Here is a 21,503-nt window from a genome sequence, read left to right as displayed (position 1 = left end):
TTAATATAAAGGAATTAGATAAAGCTTATAGAGTCCCCAACTCTAGTACTTTAGCAACGACACAAAGAATCCGTTTGTCGTTGTTCCCATAAGAAACATTCTAAAAAATGAAGTGATAAATTTTCAGCTTGTTTAATCCGTTGCCACAAATATAAATCAAAAAAAAGAAGAAAAACAAATATTATTGTTTAATTGATTAATGAAAACGTTTGAAAAGTATGAAAAATATCATGTTTTTTCATGCAAAGGTTTTCGTGATTTTCAGACAATTATACTTTGAATGTGAAATTTTATTATTGATTGTTAAAATATAATATCTTATAACTTATGTTTATAAAGTGTTCGTTTTTAGAAATTGAATGACGCACCTTAGAACATCTAATTATTGAATAATAATATGATATTATTTACTTGCATACCTGAAAACAAATGAAGAAGCAATAAAATAGTAAGAGGTATCAGATTAACGAAACAATTTACTTTCTATCAGCAACAGTTTGTACACGAAGAAATTTTAAAAGGGGTTTTTCAATCCATCGAGGAAGGTATTTTCCTATTTTTGTAATAAATTGTTTTCCCAAAATATAAAGCGAAGAATAAAAGAAAATTTTATTAAGAACATATACCGAAGCTGTAAATAGAAAAACTTTATTTGTTTCGGCAATTATAAAAGGGAGAGAAAGGGTAAGAATAAAAGTAATAACAGCTAGTCCAAACAACACAAATCCAACAATTTTTTTAAACTCCATAATAAATTGATTTCTTTTAAATTTTTAATACTAAAGTGATTCTACGCTATAATTTTGAAATGGTTATTAAAAAAGAACATTTAAAGTGTTAAAAATCATTAATTAAGACTGTTTTGTTAGCATAAAAAAGACTAATGTATCCTAAATAACTTTACGCTCAATTTTGCAGTGCATGAGTAGGGAATAACAATTTTTTTTTTAAATTATACTTTTATTTAATTAAAAGGAAAAGTAGCTTAAATTTGTAAAGACCCATATAAAAGGATAGGTGTAAATTTAGGAATACATGTATTTTCAATGCAAACCTTATAAATTAATGGGTTTATTAAAAAGTTGTTTTTTTATTAGGATATTTAAAATAAATGCTCTTATCTTTGTAGAGCAGAAATAAAAAAAGAAGCATGGAAAATTTAGTTATTATTAGACGACGCAGAAACAGATCTTTATTCTAACAAATAAGGACAAGTGTTGGTATATTGATTTTCCAGGCTTTCCTAATCGGAAAGCTTTTTTTTGAATACAATTTTAAAGAGTACAAGATGATTATTTTACACTATTTACGACGACGAAGATTTAGCGCACCCAAGGGAGAAGCGGAAAAGGTCGTATTGTCGTGTAATCAATGATTAATAACAATATTTAAAAGGCTTACCGTTTTTTCACGGTAGGCCTTTTTTTTGAACTAAGAATTTTAAAATACAAAATGCAGAATATTATCCATACAGAAAGCCGACGCCATTTGCGTAGTAACTGTTACCCAGGAGGGACGGATGAGCTTACTGTATCTTGTATCGAGATATTAAATAGTAATAATTAAGCTTGCCGTTCCTGCGGTGGGCTTTTTTTGTGTGAAAACTTTTAAAAAAAATTATGAATTTGAATAACTCCTTAGACTTTCGACGACGATACTGTCGAAGCCTATACAAAAGCAAACTAAAAGAAGAATTCTTTGTAGAGATTAATAACAAGTGGTTGTGCCTTACAGGTGTAGCACTATTTTGGGAAACCTAGCAGTAAATTAAAATGATAGATACATCAATGGAAGTTGAGCAAAAAATTTATGTCATTGTTGCAGATTTAAGACATGTAGATTATGCTACAGAAATTTGTGAGATGATTGAGCGTGCTGCGAAAATTCGTGGTACTGGTATTGCTAAAAGAAATCCTTTGTACCTCGTACAAAAAATACAGGAAGGAAAAGCAGTTATTGCTTTCGACGATAAAAAAGTAATTGGTTTCTGCTATATAGAAACCTGGGAACATGGAAAGTATGTTGCCAATTCGGGTCTTATTGTTGATCCGGATTATCGTGCAGTAGGTTTAGCTAAATCTATTAAAGCCGAGGCGTTTAATTTATCGAGAAAGCGTTATCCAAATGCTAAGATCTTCGGTTTAACCACCAGTCTTCCTGTAATGAAAATCAATTCAGATTTAGGTTATAGGCCTGTAACATTCTCGGAACTAACTGCCGACGAATCGTTTTGGAAAGGCTGTAGTAGTTGTGTGAATTATGATATTCTGCAGCGAACAGGACGAAAAATGTGCCTCTGTACGGGTATGTTATATGATCCGGGTAAAAATGGCAGCCTAAAATCAAATAAGGAAAATAAGTAAGCAAACAGAATCAATCAACAAAAAAATCAAATACAATGACAATTAATAAGAAAAAAGTAGTTTTAGCATATAGCGGAGGATTAGATACAACATATTGTGCACTTTATCTGTCTAAGGAGTTAAACATGGATGTGTACACAGCTTTAGGAAATACTGGTGGTTTTAGCGGGAAAGAACTTGCCGACATAGAAGAAAGAACAAAACAATTAGGAGTAATTGAACATGTTTCGCTGGATATTACTAAAGAATATTACGAAAAATGTATTAAGTATATGATAATGGGTAATGTTTTAAAAAACAATACTTATCCTTTATCTGTTAGCTCAGAAAGAGCATTTCAGGCAATGGCAATAGCACAATATGCACATTCGATTGGTGCAGATTATATTGCTCATGGTAGCACAGGAGCTGGAAACGATCAAATTAGATTTGATCTTATCTTCAAGATAATGGCACCAAATGCCGAAATTATTACCCCAACAAGAGATTTAGAATTAAGCAGGGAAACAGAAATTAATTACCTGAAAGAGAATGGGATTAATGCCAACTTCGAAAAAATGAAGTACTCTATTAATGCAGGAATTTGGGGAACCAGTATTGGTGGAAAAGAAACCTTAAGTTCTAACTTACCTTTGCCAGAGGATGCCTATCCTAAACAGGTTGTGAAAACTGAACCTGAGAAATTGAGCATTGAATTTAAAGAGGGAGAGCTAATTGCTGTTAATGGCGAAAAAGTTTCACATCCTCTTGAGGCCATTAAAAAAATTGAGGAGGCAGGATCGGCTTTTGGTATTGGTAGAGATATGCATATTGGCGATACAATTATTGGTACAAAAGGAAGGGTAGCTTTCGAAGCAGCAGCTCCTTTAATGATTATTCAGGCTCACCAGACTCTGGAGAAACACACACTTACCAAATGGCAAATGCATTGGAAAGAACAAATTGCCAATTTTTATGGAATGTTACTGCATGAAGCTCAGTATCTAGAGCCAGTAATGAGAAACATGGAAACTTTTCTTGTGGATACACAAAAAAACGTAAATGGAACTGTTACCATTCAAATGTGTCCTAAATATTTTCAGGTTGAAGGGATTGAATCGCCAAATGATTTAATGTCTGATTTATTTGGGCAATATGGTGAAAGTAACGAAGGATGGACCGCAGATGATGTAAAAGGTTTTACCAATATTTTAGCGAATTCATTAAAAATTTACCACACCGTAAATAAAAAATAGGATGATAAAAGTTGGAATTATAGGTGGTGCAGGATATACTGCTGGTGAATTGCTACGGATTCTAATTTGGCATCCACAGGTGGAAATTACTTTTGTTCAAAGTACCAGTCATGCCGGACATCCAATTACCGATGTTCATAGAGATTTATTGGGAGATAGCGAATTGATTTTCGGGGCCGCTGATTATTCGAATACCGATGTAATTTTTATTTGCTCGGGACATGGGAAAACAAAATTGTTTCTTGAGAAGAATCACTTGCCATCAAAACTTAAAATTGTTGACTTAAGCACTGATTACAGGCCACAAACAAACAGTGAAAATTTTGTATATGGTTTGCCCGAAGTAAATAAGGATAAAATTAAAAAAGCAAACAGAATTGCAAATCCCGGGTGTTTTGCTACTTGCATAGAACTTGCTTTGTTGCCTTTGGCTGCAGTTAAACAATTGTCTGAAGAAATTCATGTTACAGCCATTACAGGTTCGACAGGAGCAGGGCAAAATCCATCGGTAACTTCTCATTTTAGTTGGAAAAACAATAATGTTTCGGTTTATAAAGCATTTACTCATCAGCATTTGGCAGAAATTACAGAAACAGTTTTGCAGTTACAGGGTGATTATTCAGAGCAAGTTAATTTTATTCCTGTTCGTGGAAATTTTAGTCGTGGAATTATGGCAACAATGTATACCCAATGCGATTGGAGTATTGAGGAAGCCAGGGAAAAGTATTCTGATTATTATGAAAATCATCCTTTTGTAACAATTTCTAAGCTAATGCCAGATGTAAAACAGGTTGTAAATACTAATAAATGTGTTTTATATCTCGAAAAACATGGCAATAAGCTAATGGTGATATCTGTAATAGATAATTTATTAAAAGGTGCATCGGGACAAGCTGTGCAGAATATGAATTTAATGTTTGCTTTACCCGAAAATACTGGATTAGGGTTAAAGCCTATTGGATTTTAAAAGAAGTAAAAATGAAATTATTTGACGTATATAGTTGTTACAATATAAATCTTGTTACCGGCAAAGGAGCAAAACTTTCTGATGACAAAGGAAATGAATATCTGGATTTTTACGGAGGACATGGAGTTATTTCTATAGGCCACAGTCATCCTCATTATATGTTCAGAATTGAAAATCAATTGCATTGCCTTGGATTCTATTCTAATGCGGTAAAAAACGATTTACAAGAACGATTGGCCTGTAAATTGGGCAAATTAAGTGGATATGATGATTACAATTTGTTTTTGTGTAACTCGGGTGCCGAAGCCAACGAAAATGCATTGAAAGTTGCTTCCTTTCACAATAACAAAGCAAAAGTAATCTCTGTAAAAGGAGCTTTTCATGGTAGAACAGGAGGAGCCTTAGCCATAACCGATAATCCGAAATTATCTTCGGTGTTTAATGCAAAACACGATGTGGTTTTTGTCGATATGAATGATTCAAAATCGCTAAGCAATGAATTAGCAAAAGGAGATGTTTCGGCTGTTATTATTGAAGGTGTTCAGGGTGTAAACGGTGTGTTTGAGCCTAAGGTTGATTTCTTGAAATCTGCTAAATCACTGTGTAAAGAAAATGATGCACTGCTAATATTGGATGAAGTGCAATCGGGGTTCGGAAGAAGTGGAAAATTCTTTGCACATCAGTATGCCAATATTAAACCCGATATAATTACCACAGCAAAAGGGATGGGGAATGGTTTTCCAATTGGAGGAGTATTAATTGCACCGGAAGTAAAAGCGTGGAAAGGCATGCTGGGAACAACTTTTGGTGGAAATCATCTGGCATGTGCTGCAGCAACAGCAGTTTTAGAAACCATTGAAGAAGAAAAATTAATTGATAATGCAGAACAAATGGGGAACTATTTGTTTGCGGCATTAAAAGACAATAAAGCGATAAAAGCAATAAGGGGGAAAGGATTAATGATTGGTATCGACATTGATGATATGTCGGAAACAAGAACAAAACTACTTAAAGAATATGGTATTTTTACAGGTTCTTCGGGTAGTAACACGCTTCGTTTGTTACCACCTCTATCCATAACTAAGAAAGAGGCCGACCAATTTATTAATGCATTTAATAAACTAACCCAAATTGCGTAAATAATGATAGAACTAACCGTTGTTAAAATAGGTGGAAATGTAATTGATGACCCAGAAAAATTGAATGAGTTTCTAGATGCTTTTTCAAATTTAGGAGGTAAGGTTGTGCTAGTGCATGGCGGAGGAAAAGTAGCATCCGATTTAGCGGGAGAATTAGGCGTTAAAACAAAAATGGTTGATGGCAGAAGAATTACCGATGCTGCAAATCTTAAATTAGTAACCATGGTTTATGCCGGATTGGTAAATAAAAATATTGTTGCATCACTCCAATCTAAAGGAGTTAATGCCCATGGAATGTGTGGTGCCGATCAGAATTTAATTCTTGCTGAGAAAAGAAATCATTCTACCATCGATTATGGATATGTAGGCGATGTTAGCAAAGTAAATACATTGGCTTTGTGCAAAATGATTGAGTGTAATTCTGTATTGGTAATTGCACCAATTACACATGATGGTAAAGGTCAGCTATTAAATACAAATGCCGATACAATTGCAACAGAAGTAGCAGCTGCATTAAGCAAATTTTATAAGGTAAAGTTGGTTTATAGTTTCGAAAAGCTTGGTGTGTTAATGGATGCCGAAGATGAAAGTAGCGTGTTGCCGGTTTTAACATCCGACGAATGTTCTAAAATGATAGAAAATGGGAGTATAAATACAGGTATGATGCCCAAAACAGAAAATGCTTTTTATGCTCTTTCACAAGGTGTTGAGGAAGTTGTAATTGGAAATTTTGTGTCTATGGAAAATTGTCAGTCTTCTGGAACTCAAATTGTTAAATCTTAATTTATGGTAGTGGATTTTCAAAAATATACAGACTTAGCTTTAAGCACATTAAAAGAATTAATATCGATTCAATCTTATAGCAAGGAAGAAAATTCTGTAGCTGATCTGATAGAGCAGAAATTGAAAGATTTTGGTTTTAAGGTACATCGAAAAGGAAATAATGTTTGGGTGTTTAACCACGATTTTGAGGAAGGAAAACCTGTTTTGTTAATGAACTCCCATTTGGATACAGTAAAGCCTAATGAGAAATGGACAAAAGATCCTTTTAATCCTGAACTATCAGATGATAAATTATACGGATTAGGAAGTAATGATGCCGGAGGATGTTTGGTTTCTCTTATGGCAACTTTTCTTGCACTTGAAAATACAAAACAGGATTATAATCGTGTGTTTTGCGCTTCGGCCGAAGAAGAAATATCTGGTAAAAATGGTTTTGAACTGGTGCAAAACGAAATAGGTAAAATAGATGTAGGAATTGTTGGGGAACCAACGCTTATGGACATGGCAATTGCCGAAAAAGGTCTAATGGTTATAGATTGTGAGGCAATAGGTGTTCCCGGGCATGCAGCCAGAAATGAAGGTTTAAATGCCATTGATATTGCCATGGAAGATATAAAATTCTTGCATACCTATCAGTTCGATAAGGAATCGGAAATACTTGGACCGGTAAAAATGACGGTTACCCAGATTAATGCGGGTAAACAGCATAATGTAATTCCTGCATCCTGTAAATTTGTTCTTGATGTTAGAACCAACGAACACTATAAGAATGAGAAGGCTTTTGAAATTATAAAAAAGAATCTTAAAAGTGAAGTGAAAGCACGTTCGTTTAGAATGAATTCTTCAGGTATTCCACTTGAGCATCCTTTGGTACAGGCAGGTTTAAGTTTAAATATGAACTATTACGGTTCGCCAACAACATCCGATCAGGCCATTATGAAAGGTTTTCCTACTCTTAAATTAGGACCAGGAGATTCGGCAAGATCACATACTGCTAATGAGTTTATATATGTAAAGGAAATTGGGGATGGTATAAAAAAATATTATAACTTGTTGAATGGATTGAAAATATAATAATCGACTTATTATGTATTTGTTAGTGTAATATTTCGAAATAAACTATTTTGATTCTGTTAAAAAGTAGTTGTAAATATAATTACTGTAAATCTTATTATTTATGCTTAATTGAAATCAAAGGAAACTTAAATAACAAACTAAAATATTAAATATGAAACTTTGGGACAAAGGTGTAAAAGTTGACAAAAAAATCGAACAATTTACAGTTGGTCAGGATCGTGAGTTAGACCTGCAACTGGCAGCATTCGACGTATTGGGATCTTTAGCACATATCGAAATGCTTGAGTCCATCGGATTGCTGGAAAAAAATGAATTGAAACAAATTCAGGAAGCACTTAGAAAAATTTACTCTTCAATTAAAAACGATGCTTTCGTGATTGAAGATGGTATTGAAGATGTTCATTCTCAAATTGAATTTTTGTTAACTCAGTCCTTAGGAGATATTGGAAAAAAAATTCATAGTGGAAGATCAAGAAATGATCAGGTTCTTTTAGATCTAAAACTATTTACCAGAAATAAATTAGAGGAAATAGTTCGCGAAGCAAGATTGCTATTCGACGAATTAATTGCTAAAAGTAACCAGTATAAAGACGTGTTAATTCCTGGATACACACACTTACAGGTTGCTATGCCATCTTCTTTTGGATTATGGTTTGGCGCTTATGCCGAAAGTCTTACGGATGATTTGCTTGTATTGCAGTCTGCATATAAGGTGGTGAATCAAAACCCTTTGGGCTCGGGAGCCGGTTATGGTTCTTCTTTTCCTCTAAATAGACAAATGACTAGCGATTTACTCGGATTTGATAATCTAAGTTATAATGTTGTATATGCACAGATGGGGCGTGGAAAAATGGAATTCACGGTTCTTTCAGCATTGGCAAATATGGCCATGACAATTGCAAAACTCTCTATGGATGCATGTTTATACAATAGTCAGAATTTTAACTTTTTTAGTTTCCCCGATGAGTTTACAACAGGGAGTAGCATTATGCCACATAAAAAGAATCCGGATGTTTTTGAATTAATTCGTGCACGAGCGAATGCATTGCAAATGTTGCCTGCACAAATTCAGGCGGTTACCTCTAATCTTCCATCGGGATATCACAGAGATTATCAGTTAACCAAAGAATTTTTTATGCCATCATTCGATAAAATGTTATCCTGCCTGGAGTTAACAAGAATCATGTTATCAGAAGTTAAAGTAAGCGAAGATATTTTGAAGGATGATCGTTACAAATATTTATTTACTGTGGAGGAAGTAAACAAAATGGTTGTTGAAGGTGTTCCTTTTCGTGATGCCTATAAAAAAGTAGGACAAACAGTGGAAGCAGGAGAATTTAAATACGATGGCGAAGTGAAACATGTTCATGAGGGAAGTATTGGTAATTTGTGTAACGATAAAATTGTTTGCAAAATGAATGAAACCTTCGTAGCATTCAATTTTCACAAAACAAAAGAAGCATATATGAATTTATTAAATAGAATCTAATTTACTGAATATTGAGTTTGTGAAATACAATTTCACGAATTCATAAATCACTAATTAAAAATAATTTTAAACCATTTTATAACACTTTTATGTCACAACAGACAAAAGCGAAATTAATTTTAAAAGATGGGTCGGAATACATCGGAACGTCCTTCGGATATGAAGATTCCATTGCTGGAGAAATGGTGTTTAACACCGCAATGACTGGATATCCGGAAAGTTTAACCGATCCTTCCTACAAAGGACAAATTTTGGTGAGTACTTTCCCTTTAATTGGAAATTACGGAGTTCCTGGAACACTGCAGGAGGATGATCTATTCCGTTTTTATGAGTCTGAAAAAATTCAGGTATCGGCCTTTGTTGTTTCCGATTACACCGAAGAATTTAGTCACTGGAATGCAAGTTTAAGTCTTGCCGATTGGATGAAACAACATAAAATTCCCGGAATTTATGGGGTTGATACTCGGGCTTTAACAAAAAAACTTAGAGAGCAGGGAAGTATGCTTGCTAAAATAGTTTTTGAAGGAAATGACCCTGAGTGGAAAGATCCTAACCTCGAAAATTTAGTTGCACAAGTTAGTACGCCTGAAAAAATTGTTTACGGTAATGGAAAACATAAAGTTTTACTACTGGATTGTGGAGTTAAAAACAACATAATTCGTTGTTTGCTTAAACGAGATACCACTGTGATCCGTGTTCCTCATGATTATGATTTTACTAATGAAGAATACGATGGTTTGTTTATTTCTAACGGGCCAGGAGATCCTAAACAGAATATTGCAGCCATTAAAAATCTGCAAAAAGTTTTTAATAAAGACATTCCAATTATGGGAATTTGTTTGGGAACTCAACTAATGGCTCTTGCAGCTGGAGCAGATACTTACAAATTAAAATACGGACATAGAAGTCATAATCAGCCTGTTGTTTCACAAGGAACCAAGCGTTGTTTTATAACTTCTCAAAATCATGGATATGCAATAAACCATGATACATTACCAAAAGAGTGGGAACCATTGTTTATTAATGCCAACGACAATACATGCGAAGGTATTAAACATGTTTCCAAGCCATTTTTCGCTTCTCAATTTCACCCTGAAGCTTCTAGTGGACCTACTGATACTGAATTTCTTTTCGATGATTTTATTGAGATGATGGTAAAACATCAGAGATAAATGAGGGAAAGGTATAAGAATTAATAATTATGAATTGAGGCTTTTGTCCTAAAATCACATTAGCTCATTCACACATTAACACATTCATTCGAATAAAAATGAAGAAAGACAACATAAAGAAAGTACTTGTATTAGGTTCAGGAGCACTTAAAATTGGTGAAGCAGGAGAATTCGATTATTCAGGATCTCAAGCCCTGAAAGCCATGAAAGAAGAAGGTATTCATACCGTTTTAATTAATCCTAATATTGCTACCGTACAAACTTCAAAGGGAGTTGCCGATCAGATTTATTTTTTGCCGGTTACTCCTTTTTTTGTAGAGGAGGTTATTTTAAAAGAAAAACCTGATGGAATATTATTGGCTTTTGGTGGGCAAACTGCATTAAATTGTGGTATAGAATTGTTCGAAAATGGCATATTTGAAAAATACAATATTCAGGTTTTAGGTACACCTATCGAAACGATTATAAAAACTGAGGATAGAGAAATTTTTGCAAATGAATTGCGTAAAATTGATGTGAAAACTCCGCAATCTTATGCGGTAGAATCAATAGGCGGAGCTCTTGAGGCTGCAGAAAAATTAGGTTTCCCGATTATTGTTCGTGCAGCTTTTACCTTAGGAGGACAAGGTTCTGGTTTCTGTTCAAATATGGAAGAATTAAGGAGCCTGGCTGAAAACGCTTTATCTTACTCTAGCCAGATTTTGGTTGAGGAATCTTTAAAAGGTTGGAAAGAGGTAGAATATGAAGTAGTCCGTGATGCTTACGACAACTGTATTACGGTTTGTAATATGGAAAATTTCGATCCACTTGGAATTCATACCGGAGAGAGTATTGTAATTGCACCTTCACAAACATTAACTAATTCGGAATATCATAAACTGAGATCTTTGGCAATTAAAATTATTCGCCACATGGGAGTTGTGGGAGAATGTAATGTGCAGTATGCATTAGATCCAAATTCCGAAGATTACCGTGTTATTGAAGTAAATGCTCGTCTTTCACGATCATCAGCTTTGGCTTCTAAGGCTACCGGATATCCATTGGCTTTTGTGGCTGCTAAGTTAGGTTTAGGATATGCTTTACATGAATTAAAAAATACCGTAACTCAAACAACAACGGCTTGTTTCGAGCCTGCTCTCGATTATGTGGTTTGTAAAATACCTCGTTGGGATTTAAATAAATTCGAAGGTGTAACCAAGGAGATTGGTTCAAGCATGAAATCGGTTGGTGAAGTAATGGCTATAGGTCGTAACTTCGAGGAAGCTATTCAAAAAGGTCTTCGTATGATTGGACAGGGAATGCACGGTTTTGTAGGAAATGTACATTCTAAATTTGAAGATATAGATCGTGAATTATCCCATCCAACCGATATGCGTATTTTTTCTATTGCTCAGGCATTTGAAAAAGCTTATTCTATTGATAAAGTTCATGATCTAACTAAAATTGACAAGTGGTTTTTAAGTAAGCTGGAACATATCACTAAAATAAAGTGGAATTTGCAGGAGTATAATTGTTTACAATCATTACCTGATGAATTACTTAAAGCTGCTAAAGTGTATGGATTCTCTGATTTTCAGTTGGCTCGTTTTGTCTTGAAGCCAGAAAATACAGACATGGAAGATGAACTTTTGCAGGTAAGAAATTATCGTAAAGAGAAAGGTGTTGTTCCTGTTGTAAAGCAAATTGATACTTTGGCGGCCGAATATCCTGCACAAACAAATTATATTTATATCACCTATAGTGGTGATGAAAATGATATCACCTATAAGGGTGATAATAAATCTGTTATAGTTCTTGGGTCAGGCGCATATCGCATTGGTTCTTCTGTAGAGTTCGATTGGTGTAGTGTAAATGCACTAAACGCAGTAAATAAAGAAGGTTTGCGTTCTGTAATGATAAATTACAATCCAGAGACCGTAAGTACCGATTATGATGTGTGTGATCGTTTGTATTTTGATGAATTATCCTTCGAAAGAGTATTGGATATTATTGATTTAGAATCGCCACGAGGTGTAATTGTTTCAGTTGGAGGTCAAATTCCACAGAACTTATCAATGCGTTTGCACAAAGCTGGTGTTAATGTTTTGGGAACATCGCCAGAATCAATTGATAGAGCAGAAAATCGACAAACATTCTCATCCATGCTTGATGATTTGAAAATAGATCAGCCAAGATGGAAAGAATTGACAAGTAAAGATGCTATAAACGATTTTATTGCTGAAGTTGGATTTCCGGTATTAATACGTCCTAGCTATGTGCTTTCGGGAGCTGCTATGAATGTTGTGTCGAATCATGATGAGCTTGGGCATTTTCTTGAGTTAGCAGCTCAGGTTTCTAAGCAATATCCTGTGGTGGTAAGTGAATTTATTCAGGAAGCCAAGGAAATTGAGTTCGATGGAGTAGCTAAGAATGGAGAAATTGTGATTGATGCAATCTCTGAACATGTTGAGTTTGCAGGTGTTCACTCTGGTGATGCTACCTTGGTATTTCCACCTCAAAAACTGTATTTTGAAACCATTCGACGAATTAGAAAAATTGCGGGTAAAATTGCGAAATCTTTAAACATTACCGGACCATTTAATATGCAGTTGCTGGCCAAAGATAACGATATTAAGGTTATCGAATGTAATCTTCGTGCCAGCCGTAGTTTTCCATTTGTTTCTAAAGTAATGGACTTTAATTTTGTGGAAACGGCTACTCAGGCAATGCTTGATGTTCATATTCCAGCCAATCGTCCATCCATGTTTGAATTGGAGCATATTGGAGTTAAAGCTTCGCAATTTTCTTTCTCCAGATTATCAAAAGCTGATCCTGTATTGGGTGTAGATATGTCTTCAACAGGTGAAGTTGGCTGTTTAGGAGCCGATTATTACGATGCTATATTAAAAGCTATGATATCAGTTGGTTATCGTATCCCGAAGAAGGCTGTACTCATTAGTAGTGGTCCTATTCGCTCTAAGCTGGAACTATTAAAAAGTTCAAAAATGCTTGAAGAACGTGGCTATAAACTCTATGGAACAAGAGGTACTGCAAAATTTTTAGGCGAAAATGGGGTGAACATTGAAAGTGTTGCCTGGCCCGATGAAGATGATCAGAAAAATGCTGTTCAGTTAATTCGCGATCGTGAAGTGGATTTCGTGGTAAACATACCTAAAAATTTAAGTAAATCGGAATTGAATAACGATTATCAGATTAGGAGAACAGCAATTGATTTAAACGTACCATTGGTTACTAATGCTCGTTTGGCAAGTGCTTTTATTTATTCTATTTGTAAAAAATCACAAGCCGATCTTGGTATCGAAAGTTTTAGCGATTATACAGGTAAAAAACAGGAGTGGTAGAATATTTTAAGTAATTTATTAATACTAAACCTGTCAGGAGTTATTTCTGACAGGTTTTTGTTTTTAATAAATGCTTACATAAGATATTCCAATAATTATTAGCTTTAAGCTTTTATAATAAACATCAAATGAAAAAATATATTTATACTTTAACTTTAAAAGTAAGAGATTACGAATGCGATATTCAGGGAGTTGTAAATAATTCGGTATATCAAAATTATCTGGAACATGCACGACATGAATTTCTGGAATCGATTGGAGGTAATTTTAAGCAATTGCACGAAAAAGGAATTGATGCAATGGTGTCGCGCATTGAGATTGATTATAAAACCTCTTTAACAAGTGGCGATGAGTTTGAGGTTCGTGTGAATATAAAACGCGAAGGTTTAAAGTTGGTTTTTAATGAAGATATTTATAGGATATCAGATAATAAACTTTGCGCAAAAGGAAAAGTTTTTGTCATTAGTTTAATCAACGGGAAGCTGACAAAAGGAGAGATTTTTGACGATTTATTTAAAGGGTATTTGAACTGAAATCTAAGTTTCAGATATTGATAAATAAGGGTTTTACTGTTAATTTATCTTATTAATGCAGTGCATTACATCTTTATGGTATTTTTTGTAAGCTGTATATAAAATCCAAAAGAAAAGGTGAAATAGGGGATAAAGCTATAAAAAAGAAAAATGGCTGAGTAATTCAGCCATTTTCACCTAACCATTAACCAACTAACTAAAAAGCTCACTTTATGAAAATCCCCCAATTTTCATTTGTGTAAAGATCTGATTATCTTGCGATAATAGATTTTTATAGATGTGTTTGAGCTTTAATCGGGCGCAAAAGTATAAAATTTTTATAGAATAACAAATGAGATAATTAATTTTTATTAAAAATTAATTATTTTTTAATAAATATAATTTTATAGAAAATATGAATACAGGTTCTTAAAGTTTATTCTTATCTTAGTTAGCATATAAAATCGATACTTGTGTCTAACCTAAGCAATAATACGATAAAATAATATACACAAAATATGATTTTATTTGTCTTTAAAATTGCGCTGTATTATTGATTAAATTAATTGATGGCTTGGTATGAATAAAAAATTATATGCACTAGTTCCCAGTCTGATTTTGCCTTTTTGTCTGTTGTTTTTATCTCCTTATCAGATGTGGCTTAATTTTGTTGGATATCATGCTCCGGAAGTTATTAGTGATATATTTATTTATGGCTCAAATCAAAATGTAGATTTTGAAAAAGTAGATGTGAGCGATACCGAAATTTCTACATATAGATATGTAAAAAAGAATTCCGTAAGTAAGTTAGAATTTGATTTTTTCGAAGAGAATAAATTTAGCTATTTTTCAGAATTGTTTTTCGATGATTTATCTGATGCTAATACAGATTCACCAAATGTAAGAATGGATGTACCTTTACCTCCATTTTGTACTGCAGGATTAGATGGAGAGGTGTGTAGCTCCGAAGTAAGTTATACTATTACAGGAAGTACATCTGCATATGTTGATTCAATTTCATGGACATCCTCGGGTGATGGTTATTTTGATGATGCTACCATAGATAATCCAACTTATAATATTGGAGAAAATGATGAGGGAACAAAGATTGTTTTGACAAAAACGGTCTATGGGACAGGTTCACTTTTGTCTGAAAATTATATAGATAGTATGAAGTTGACCGTGTGGGAGCAACCCATAGCTGATGCAGGTGCGGGAGGAAATTCTTGTTCTTTCACATACTCTTTACTAGAAGCTTACCCAAGTGTAGGAGTAGGAACGTGGTCAAAAGTAAGTGGACCTGGTAATGTTGTGTTTGATGACAAAAATGATCCGGAGTCTAGAGTTACAGTTGATCTCTTAGGTACTTATGTATTTAGATGGACTGAGGAAAATGGAACTTGTTCAGATACAGATGATGTAGAAGTTAATTTCTATAAACAGCCCAATGTAAATGCAGGTCCCGATGGAAGTACTTGTGACTTATTAGAATATCAGTTGGCTGCTACATCTAGTACCGGAAGTGGAACATGGAGTAAGCTTAGTGGGGCAGGAACTGCTACGTTTAGTCCCAATGTTAATGATCCTAATGCTAAACTTACAGTAGACATATATGATGTTTATGAGTTAGAGTGGATGGAACAAACAGATGCCTGTATCGATAAAGATAATATAACAATTAGCTTTTATCAACAGCCAGATGCTAATGCAGGTTCTGATAAAGAGATTTGTGGTCTGGAATTTGAGTTGGAAGCTGTAGCAAGTGTAGGCACAGGAACATGGACCAAAACAGCAGGTTCTGGGACGGCTACATTTACTCCGAACGAGAATGATCCAAATGCTATAGTAGAAGTAAGCACTGAAGATACTTACGAATTTACCTGGACAGAAATAGAAGGAACTTGTTCGGATTCTGATGCGGTAACTATTACTTTCAAGCCATCTCCTGAAGCTAATGCAGGTTCAGACGATGCAATCTGTGGTTTAGTTTATGATTTATCTGCCAGTGCAAGCATAGGTACAGGAACATGGACCAAAACATCAGGCTCTGGAACGGCTACATTTACTCCAAACGAGAATAATCCAAATGCTACCGTAGAGGTGAGTGAAGCAGATACTTACGAATTCACTTGGACCGAAGTTGCAGGAACTTGTTCGGATTCAGATGCGGTGACGATTACTTTCAATCCAAATCCAACTGCCGATGCAGGTTCAGATGATGCAATCTGTGGTTTAGTTTATGATTTATCTGCCAATGCAAGCATAGGTACAGGAACTTGGACCAAAACCTCAGGTTCGGGAACGGCAAGCTTTACTCCCGATATTAACGATCCAAATGCAACAGTAAATGTTAGTACTGAAGATACTTACGAATTTACCTGGACCGAAGTAGCAGGAACTTGTTCTGATTCAGATGCGGTGACGATTACTTTCAAGCCATCTCCTGAAGCTAATGCAGGTTCAGATGATGCCATTTGTGGTTTAGTTTATGATTTAGCCGCCATTCCAAGCATAGGCACAGGAACATGGACCAAAACCTCAGGTTCGGGAACGGCAAGCTTTACTCCCGATATTAACGATCCAAATGCAACAGTAAATGTTAGTACTGAAGATACTTACGAATTTACCTGGACCGAAGTAGCAGGAACTTGTTCTGATTCAGATGCGGTGACGATTACTTTCAATCCATTACCTGAAGCCAATGCGGGTTCAGATGATGCCATTTGTGGTTTAGTTTATGATTTAGCCGCCATTCCAAGTATAGGCACAGGAACATGGACCAAAACCTCAGGTTCGGGAACGGCTACATTTACTCCGAACGAGAATGATCCAAATGCAACAGTAAATGTTAGTACTGAAGATACTTACGAATTCACCTGGACAGAAATAGAAGGAACTTGTTCGGATTCAGATGCGGTGACGATTACTTTCAATCCATTACCTGAAGCCAATGCGGGTTCAGATGATGCCATTTGTGGTTTAGTTTATGATTTAGCCGCCATTCCAAGTATAGGCACAGGAACATGGACCAAAACATCAGGTTCTGGGACGACTACATTTACTCCGAACATGAATGATCCAAATGCTACAGTAGAAGTAAGCACAGAAGATACTTACGAATTCACCTGGACAGAAATAGCAGGAACTTGTTCTGATTCAGATGCGGTGACGATTACTTTCAATCCAATTCCAACTGCCGATGCAGGTTCAGACGATGCCATTTGTGGTTTAGTTTATGATTTATCTGCCATTCCAAGCATAGGCACAGGAACATGGACCAAAACATCAGGTTCTGGAACGGCAAGCTTTACTCCTGATATTAACGATCCAAATGCTACAGTAGAAGTAAGCACTGAAGATACTTACGAATTCACCTGGACAGAAGTTGCAGGAACTTGTTCTGATTCAGATGCGGTGACGATTACTTTCAATCCAATTCCAACTGCCGATGCAGGTTCAGATGATGCCATTTGTGGTTTAGTTTATGATTTAGCCGCCATTCCAAGCATAGGCACAGGAACATGGACCAAAACATCAGGTTCTGGAACGGCAAGCTTTACTCCTGATATTAACGATCCAAATGCCAGAGTAGAAGTAAGCACTGAAGATACTTACGAATTCACCTGGACAGAAGTTGCAGGAACTTGTTCTGATTCAGATGCGGTGACGATTACTTTCAATCCAATTCCAACTGCCGATGCAGGTTCAGATGATGCCATTTGTGGTTTAGTTTATGATTTAGCCGCCATTCTAAGCATAGGCACAGGAACATGGACCAAAACATCAGGTTCGGGCATAGCAACATTTATACCCAATGCCAACGATCCCAATGCTACCGTAAAGGTGAGTGAAGCAGATACTTACGAATTCACCTGGACAGAAATAGAAGGAACTTGTTCTGATTCAGATGCGGTGACGATTACTTTCAATCCAATTCCAACTGCCGATGCAGGTTCAGATGATGCCATTTGTGGTTTAGTTTATGATTTAGCCGCCATTCCAAGCATAGGTACAGGAACATGGACCAAAATAGCAGGTTCTGGAACGGCAAGCTTTACTCCCGATATTAACGATCCAAATGCTACAGTAGAAGTAAGCACGGAAGATACTTACGAATTCACCTGGACCGAAGTTGTAGGAACATGTTCGAATTCAGATGCGGTGACGATTACTTTCAATCCATCACCTGAAGCCAATGCGGGTTCAGACGATGCCATTTGTGGTTTAATTTATGATTTATCTGCCATTCCAAGCATAGGCACAGGAACATGGACCAAAACAGCAGGCTCTGGAACGGCTACATTTACTCCGAACGAGAATGATCCAAATGCAACAGTAAATGTTAGTACTGAAGATACTTACGAATTCACCTGGACCGAAGTAGCAGGAACTTGTTCGGATTCAGATGCGGTGACGATTACTTTCAATCCAATTCCAACTGCCGATGCAGGTTCAGACGATGCAGTCTGTGGTTTAGTTTATGATTTATCTGCCATTCCAAGCATAGGTACAGGAACATGGACCAAAATTGCAGGTTCTGGAATGGCTACATTTACTCCAAACGAAAATGATCCAAATGCCAGAGTAGAAGTAAGCACTGAAGATACTTACGAATTCACCTGGACAGAAATAGAAGGAACTTGTTCGGATTCTGATGCGGTAACTATTACTTTCAAGCCATCTCCTGAAGCTAATGCAGGTTCAGATGATGCAATCTGTGGTTTATCTTACGATTTAGCCGCCATTCCAAGCATAGGTACAGGAACATGGACCAAAATTGTAGGTTCTGGGATGGCTACATTTACTCCGAACGAGAATGATCCAAATGCAACAGTAAATGTTAGTACTGAAGATACTTACGAATTTACCTGGACAGAAGTAGCAGGAACTTGTTCTGATTCAGATGCGGTGACGATTACTTTCAATCCAATTCCAACTGCCGATGCAGGTTCAGACGATGCAGTCTGTGGTTTAGTTTATGATTTATCTGCCATTCCAAGCATAGGTACAGGAACATGGACCAAAACCTCAGGTTCGGGAACGGCAACCTTTACCGATATTAATGATCCAAATGCAACAGTAAATGTTAGTACTGAAGATACTTACGAATTCACCTGGACCGAAGTTGCAGGAACTTGTTCGGATTCAGATGCGGTGACGATTACTTTCAATCCATTACCTGAAGCCAATGCGGGTTCAGATGATGCCATTTGTGGTTTAGTTTATGATTTAGCCGCCATTCCAAGTATAGGCACAGGAACATGGACCAAAACATCAGGTTCTGGCATAGCAACATTTGTACCCAATGCCAGCGATCCCAATGCTACAGTAGAAGTAAGCGTTGAAGATACTTACGAATTCACCTGGACCGAAGTTGTAGGAACTTGTTCGGATTCAGATGCGGTGACGATTACTTTCAATCCAATTCCAACTGCCGATGCAGGTTCAGACGATGCCATTTGTGGTTTAGTTTATGATTTATCTGCCATTCCAAGTATAGGCACAGGAACATGGACCAAAACATCAGGTTCTGGAACGGCTACATTTACTCCAAACGAGAATGATCCAAATGCTACAGTAGAAGTAAGCACGGAAGATACTTACGAATTCACCTGGACCGAAGTTGCAGGAACTTGTTCGGATTCAGATGCGGTGACGATTACTTTCAATCCATTACCTGAAGCCAATGCAGGTTCAGACGATGCAGTCTGTGGTTTAGTTTATGATTTATCTGCCATTCCAAGCATAGGCACAGGAACTTGGACCAAAACATCAGGTTCTGGGACGGCTACATTTACCCCAAACGAGAATGATCCAAACGCAACAGTAAATGTTAGTACTGAAGATACTTACGAATTTACCTGGACAGAAGTGGCAGGGACATGCATTGATTCAGATGCGGTGACGATTACTTTCAATCCAATTCCAACTGCCGATGCAGGTTCAGACGATGCCATTTGTGGTTTAGTTTATGATTTATCTGCCATTCCAAGTATAGGCACAGGAACATGGACCAAAACAGCAGGCTCTGGAACGGCAAGCTTTACTCCCGATATTAACGATCCAAACGCAACAGTAAATGTTAGTACTGAAGATACTTACGAATTCACCTGGACAGAAATAGAAGGAACTTGTTCTGATTCAGATGCGGTGACGATTACTTTCAATCCAATTCCAACTGCCGATGCAGGTTCAGACGATGCAGTCTGTGGTTTAGTTTATGATTTAGCCGCCATTCCAAGTATAGGTACAGGAACATGGACCAAAATAGCAGGTTCTGGAACAGCTACATTTACTCCCGATATTAACGATCCAAATGCTACAGTAGAAGTAAGCACAGAAGATACTTACGAATTCACCTGGACAGAAGTAGCAGGAACTTGTTCTGATTCAGATGCGGTGACGATTACTTTTAATTCCGTTCCAACTGCCAATGCGGGTTCAGATGATGCCATTTGTGGTTTAGTTTATGATTTAGCCGCCAGTGCAAGCATAGGTACAGGAACATGGACCAAAACAGCAGGCTCTGGAACGGCTACATTTACTCCAAACGAGAATGATCCAAATGCTACCGTAGAGGTGAGTGAAGCAGATACTTACGAATTCACCTGGACAGAAGTAGCAGGAACATGTTCGAATTCAGATGTTGTAAGTATTTCTTTTTATGATGCCCCAATAAGTTGTGAATCGGTAAGTATGGAGATTTGTGGAGCGGAGATAAACTTGAATATTCCGTATTCTAAACTTTCAGGACAATGGTCTTTAATTTCAGGAGATGGAAACGTAGAATATTTACCCGATAATACCTCAAGGAATGTTACAATAAAGGTTGATAAGCCTGGGGAATATAATATTTCCTGGGAGGAACAGAACGAGCATTGCTCTTCTCTATGTCTTTACAATCTAAGTTTTTATGAACAGCCAGTAGCAAATGCAGGAGATGATATTTTTCTGGATTTTTCTGAAAGAGTGAAACTTCAGTCCACTTTATCAACCATGGGCCAAGGAGAATGGACAATAATATCTGGTCATGCAGATATAGATAATTATCTGTCATCTGAAACTTATGCTCAAAATTTTAGTATTGGTAAAAATATATTATTGTGGACTGAACAAAATTATATTTGTGAAGATTCAGATGAAATCAGTGTATATATAGATGGATTGTTTATTCCACAGGTAATTACTCCTAATGGAGATGGGAAAAATGATTTTTTTGTAATTCGGGGAATTCAGCTAATAGAAAATATTGAGTTTATGGTTTTTAATAGATCGGGCTTGGAGGTATATAAAAACTTAGATTATAAAAATGATTGGAATGGTACTACTAAAGATGGAAAACAACTTATGATGGATACATATTTTTATGTTGTTCGTCTAGAATCAGGAAAAGTATATAAGGGTAGTGTTGTAATAAAAAAATAA

At 36.0% G+C, this 21,503-nt stretch carries 12 protein-coding genes; 11 read left to right on the top strand and 1 reads right to left on the bottom strand.

The window, feature by feature from the left end; all coding sequences use genetic code 11:
• Positions 1-476: 476 nt before the first annotated feature.
• Positions 477-749: a hypothetical protein gene (locus ACT3CE_RS16990; protein ID WP_444710971.1), complete on the bottom strand. Its 273-nt coding sequence runs from the start codon at positions 747-749 to the stop codon at positions 477-479.
• A gap of 1,023 nt (positions 750-1,772) precedes the next feature.
• Here ACT3CE_RS16990 and ACT3CE_RS16985 point away from each other — a divergent pair.
• The 11 genes from ACT3CE_RS16985 to ACT3CE_RS16935 all read left to right on the top strand — a co-directional run bounded on the left by ACT3CE_RS16985 (position 1,773) and on the right by ACT3CE_RS16935 (position 21,503).
• Positions 1,773-2,363, top strand: a complete 591-nt coding sequence (locus ACT3CE_RS16985; protein ID WP_444710970.1) for a GNAT family N-acetyltransferase — start codon at positions 1,773-1,775, stop codon at positions 2,361-2,363.
• A gap of 35 nt (positions 2,364-2,398) precedes the next feature.
• Entirely contained in the window at positions 2,399-3,598 is a 1,200-nt protein-coding gene (locus ACT3CE_RS16980; RefSeq protein WP_444710969.1) for an argininosuccinate synthase, read from the top strand.
• 1 nt (position 3,599) lies between these two features.
• Positions 3,600-4,565: an N-acetyl-gamma-glutamyl-phosphate reductase gene (argC, locus tag ACT3CE_RS16975; RefSeq protein ID WP_444710968.1), complete on the top strand. Its 966-nt coding sequence runs from the start codon at positions 3,600-3,602 to the stop codon at positions 4,563-4,565.
• Positions 4,566-4,576: 11 nt separating this feature from the next.
• Positions 4,577-5,704: an aspartate aminotransferase family protein gene (locus ACT3CE_RS16970; protein ID WP_444710967.1), complete on the top strand. Its 1,128-nt coding sequence runs from the start codon at positions 4,577-4,579 to the stop codon at positions 5,702-5,704.
• Positions 5,705-5,707: 3 nt separating this feature from the next.
• Complete coding sequence (argB, locus tag ACT3CE_RS16965; protein ID WP_444710966.1) at positions 5,708-6,487, top strand: acetylglutamate kinase; 780 nt, start codon at positions 5,708-5,710, stop codon at positions 6,485-6,487.
• Between the two features lie 3 nt (positions 6,488-6,490).
• Positions 6,491-7,561 carry a M20 family metallo-hydrolase gene (locus tag ACT3CE_RS16960; RefSeq protein WP_444710965.1) on the top strand — a complete coding sequence of 357 codons (1,071 nt, stop codon included), beginning with the start codon at positions 6,491-6,493 and terminating at the stop codon, positions 7,559-7,561.
• A 154-nt stretch (positions 7,562-7,715) separates the two neighbouring features.
• Entirely contained in the window at positions 7,716-9,053 is a 1,338-nt protein-coding gene (argH, locus tag ACT3CE_RS16955) for an argininosuccinate lyase (RefSeq protein WP_444710964.1), read from the top strand.
• Positions 9,054-9,142: 89 nt separating this feature from the next.
• Positions 9,143-10,225, top strand: coding sequence for a glutamine-hydrolyzing carbamoyl-phosphate synthase small subunit (carA, locus tag ACT3CE_RS16950; RefSeq protein WP_444710963.1), 1,083 nt, complete (start codon positions 9,143-9,145; stop codon positions 10,223-10,225).
• Between the two features lie 98 nt (positions 10,226-10,323).
• Complete coding sequence (carB, locus tag ACT3CE_RS16945) at positions 10,324-13,566, top strand: carbamoyl-phosphate synthase (glutamine-hydrolyzing) large subunit (RefSeq protein WP_444710962.1); 3,243 nt, start codon at positions 10,324-10,326, stop codon at positions 13,564-13,566.
• A 128-nt stretch (positions 13,567-13,694) separates the two neighbouring features.
• Positions 13,695-14,099, top strand: a complete 405-nt coding sequence (locus ACT3CE_RS16940) for an acyl-CoA thioesterase (RefSeq protein ID WP_444710961.1) — start codon at positions 13,695-13,697, stop codon at positions 14,097-14,099.
• A gap of 558 nt (positions 14,100-14,657) precedes the next feature.
• Positions 14,658-21,503: a T9SS type B sorting domain-containing protein gene (locus tag ACT3CE_RS16935; RefSeq protein WP_444710960.1), complete on the top strand. Its 6,846-nt coding sequence runs from the start codon at positions 14,658-14,660 to the stop codon at positions 21,501-21,503.

It is taken from the genome of Marinifilum sp. RC60d5 (assembly GCF_052400665.1).
Taxonomy (GTDB): domain Bacteria; phylum Bacteroidota; class Bacteroidia; order Bacteroidales; family Marinifilaceae; genus JBQTGK01.
The sequence above is the reverse complement of the archived record's forward strand: the minus strand, read 5'-3'. Positions and strand labels throughout refer to the sequence as shown.